Consider the following 3,206-nt stretch of genomic DNA (forward strand, 5'->3'; position numbering starts at 1 on the left):
TCACCCTCGCGGAGGCAAGCCGGTACTCCACCGCGATGACGCGATACCCGGCCTCGGCGAAGCGGGCGGCGACCCAGTCGGACTCCGGCCAGTCGAGGGTGCCGCGGACGAAGGAGCCCCCGTGCGCCCAGACCAGCGTCCCGCCGGCGGGGGCGCCGGGCTCGTACTGCCGGATCGGGACATCGGGCTGCCCGGCGCGCGCGCCCGCGGAGCCCGGGGCGAGTCGATCGGTCACGGTGACGAGAGTCCCGGGTTCGGATGAGGCGGGGGCGGCGTGGGTCATGGTGGGCTCCTGGACGGTGGCTGGCTCGGCCGTGGTCGGCGCCCCCGGGGTGCCGCAGCCGCTCAGCGCCGCCAGGGCGATGCTGAGCGAGAGGACGGCAGCGGAGGTGCGCACCCGTCCAGTGTAGGTCCGGCACCGCGGAGGAATCCGGGTGCGCGCGCCGGGTTCCGTGCGTTCCTCAGCCGGGCGGGGCAGAATGAGGGCATGCCCCAGTTCACCGACACCCACGGGATCGCCATCACCTACTACCGCTGGCCGGTCGTCGAGCCCCGAGCGATCGTCCAGATCGCGCACGGCATCGGCGAGCACGCCCTGCGCTACGAACACCTCGCGCGGGCCTTGAATCAAGCGGGCTTTGCGGTTGTCGCCGATGACCACCGCGGGCACGGTCAGACCGGGCTCGACCAGACCGGCGGGGATCTGAGCCGGCTCGGCAGGCTCGGGCCCGGGGGCCTGCGCGCGGCGGAGGACGCCATCGTCCGGCTCGGCGAGATCGCCCGCGAGGGCTTTCCCGGCGTCCCGATCGTGCTGCTCGGGCACTCCTGGGGCTCGCTCATGGCGCAGCGCATCGTGAACCGCGAGCCGGGACGCTACGACGCCCTGGTCCTGACCGGCAGCGCCTATCGGATGCCCGGCTCGATGGAATCCGGCAACCTGAACAGGGCGTTCGACGGGCCCGGCTCGAACGGCGTCGAGTGGCTGAGCCGCGACGAGGAGACCCAGCGGGCCTTCCTCGCCGACCCGCTCACCTTCGACGCGGAGGTGCTGCGGCTGTTTGGCGTCGCCGACGGGCTCCGACTCTTCGGCGTTCCGGCGAAGGGGCTGCCCGCGGACCTCCCGATTCTGATTGCCTCCGGCGCCGAGGACCCGCTCAGCGTGGGCGATTCCGTCACCAAGCTCGCCGCCGCCTACCGCGGGCGCGGGCTGCGAGACGTCACCCTGCTCGAGTACCCGGGCGCCCGGCACGAGATCTTCAACGAGACCAATCGCGAGCAGGTCATCGCGGACCTGACGGACTGGCTCGACGCCCGTTTCCCGCTCGCCTGACGCGTTCTGGCGACCTCAGCCCTCGCGGCGGCGAACCATTTCCGTGATCCAGATGGGGGCATAGGGCGAGGTGCACCCGGGTGAGGTCGGGTAGTCCTTCAGGACCGCCAACCGCTCGCCGATGTCGAGGGCCCGGGCGCGCAGCTCGGGGCTGTGAATGCCGATCGTCGCGAGGCACTCGTTCATCGCCCACTGCAGGTTTTCGGGGGCCGCGGCCATCTCGGCCTCGATCTGATCGAGGAGGGCCGAGCGGTCGAGGCCCTCGTCCCCGGCCGCGATCCGGTGGCTCGTGAGCGCCCAGCCCGCGCCCGCGACCCGGGGGTCGGGGTCGGCAAACCAGGCCGCGCGCAACTGCTCGGCCGCGGGGTGCGGTTTCACCTGGTAGTTGACGAGCCAGTCGTTCACCTTGGGCACGCGGGCGTCGCGGAGCATCGCGTCGAGGTCCTCCGGGGCGTAGCCGCGGGGCTTGCTGATCAGGAGCGCAACCAGGCGGGCGGCGGTGTTCTGCGTGGCCCAGAGCTCCGTGGCGAGGGCCTGATTCGTCTTGACGCGCTTCGCGACGGCGCGCAGCTTCGTGAGGTTGACCCCGTGGTCATCGCCGTGTCGCTCGTTGACCCGGCGCACGCGCGGGTCCTCAAGCGCGGCGAGCTCCGCCAGGATCTCAGCCGCGGTTGGCGGGGTCGCGGTCACGGGTGTTGCGGGGCTGGGGGCCATCGTGTCCTCTTCTGCTGGGTCGCACCGGGCGGGGGTCTCAGTGTACGCCTCGGGGGTGGGGCCCGGCTGGGGCGAGCCCCCCGGCGGGGGCGGGGGATAGCATGGGGGCATGCACGGTGAGTATAAGGTTCCCGGAGGAAAGCTCGTCGTCGTCGACTTCCAGGTCGTCGACGGCGCAATTCGAGATTTCCGGCTCTCGGGGGATTTCTTCCTCGAGCCCGATGAGACGCTCGAAGCGATGAACGCCGCGGTCGAGGGGATGAGCCCCTCTGGCACGATCGAGGCCTACGCCCGGTCGGTGACCGAGCACCTCCCCGAGGGGGCGGTGCTCCTCGGCATCACGCCAGAGGCCGTTGGCGTCGCGATCCGCCGCGCCATGACCGGGGCGGCGCAGTGGCGCGACTACGATTGGCAGATCATCCGTGGCGAGGCGCTGCCCCCCGCGATGCACCTCGCCCTCGACGAGGTGCTCACGACCGAGGTCGGCGAGGGGCGGCGCGGGCCGACCCTGCGGATCTGGGAGTGGGCGAACCCCGCGATCATCATCGGCAGCTTCCAGTCCCTGAAGAACGAGGTCGACGCCGAGCAGGCGGCGGCCGAGGGCGTCGAGGTGGTGCGGCGGATCTCCGGCGGCGGCGCGATGTTCGTGGAGCCCGCCTCCGCGATCACCTACTCGCTGTACGTGCCGGGCGAGCTCGTGCGGGGGATGAGCTTCGCCGACTCCTACGCGTTCCTGGACGAGTGGGTGCTGGAGGGGCTCAAGGGGCTCGGCATCGACGCCGAGTACAAGCCGCTCAACGACATCACGAGCCCGGCGGGCAAGATCGGCGGTGCCGCGCAGAAGCGGCTCGGTTCTGGCGCGGTGCTGCACCACGTCACGATGAGCTACGACATGGACGCCGACAAGATGACCCGCGTGCTCCGCATCGGCCGCGAAAAGCTGAGCGACAAGGGCACCAAGAGCGCGCAGAAGCGGGTCGACCCGCTGCGCAGCCAGACGGGGCTGGAGCGCGCCGAGATCATCGACCGCCTCGTCGCGACCTTCCAGCAGCGCCACGGCGGCACCGCGGACGCGGTGCGCGCAGAGGAGCTCGCCGCCGCCCAGCAGCTCGTCGAGACGAAGTTCCTCACGCCGGAGTGGCTGACCCGGGTCCCGTAGCCC

At 71.7% G+C, this 3,206-nt stretch carries 4 protein-coding genes; 2 read left to right on the forward strand and 2 right to left on the reverse strand.

Annotated features, from left to right (window positions below; genetic code table 11):
- On the reverse strand, nt 1–397 hold a 397-nt coding region (locus OOT08_RS10605; protein WP_325092616.1), incomplete at its 3' end, for an alpha/beta hydrolase fold domain-containing protein.
- A gap of 90 nt (nt 398–487) precedes the next feature.
- On the opposite strand from OOT08_RS10605, the gene OOT08_RS10610 reads away from it, so the two are divergent.
- The gene (locus tag OOT08_RS10610) at nt 488–1,330 is read left to right on the forward strand and encodes an alpha/beta hydrolase (RefSeq protein WP_325092617.1); all 843 of its coding nucleotides are present in this window, start codon (nt 488–490) and stop codon (nt 1,328–1,330) included.
- A gap of 15 nt (nt 1,331–1,345) precedes the next feature.
- Here OOT08_RS10610 and OOT08_RS10615 read toward each other — a convergent pair whose 3' ends face one another.
- On the reverse strand, nt 1,346–2,044 hold the full coding sequence (locus tag OOT08_RS10615; protein WP_325092618.1) for a DNA alkylation repair protein: 699 nt from the start codon (nt 2,042–2,044) through the stop codon (nt 1,346–1,348).
- Between the two features lie 109 nt (nt 2,045–2,153).
- On the opposite strand from OOT08_RS10615, the gene OOT08_RS10620 reads away from it, so the two are divergent.
- Nucleotides 2,154–3,203, forward strand: coding sequence for a lipoate--protein ligase family protein (locus OOT08_RS10620; RefSeq protein ID WP_325092619.1), 1,050 nt, complete (start codon nt 2,154–2,156; stop codon nt 3,201–3,203).
- Nucleotides 3,204–3,206 lie beyond the last annotated feature (3 nt).

It is taken from the genome of Leucobacter sp. M11 (assembly GCF_035726885.1).
Classification (GTDB): domain Bacteria; phylum Actinomycetota; class Actinomycetes; order Actinomycetales; family Microbacteriaceae; genus JAPFRB01.

Bases quoted from the DNA above. Each gene is read 5' to 3' on its own strand.
- OOT08_RS10620 (WP_325092619.1), top strand. From the start codon at position 2,154: ATGCACGGTGAGTATAAGGTTCCCGGAGGAAAGCTCGTCGTCGTCGAC.
- OOT08_RS10615 (WP_325092618.1), bottom strand. From the start codon at position 2,044: ATGGCCCCCAGCCCCGCAACACCCGTGACCGCGACCCCGCCAACCGCG.
- OOT08_RS10610 (WP_325092617.1), top strand. From the start codon at position 488: ATGCCCCAGTTCACCGACACCCACGGGATCGCCATCACCTACTACCGC.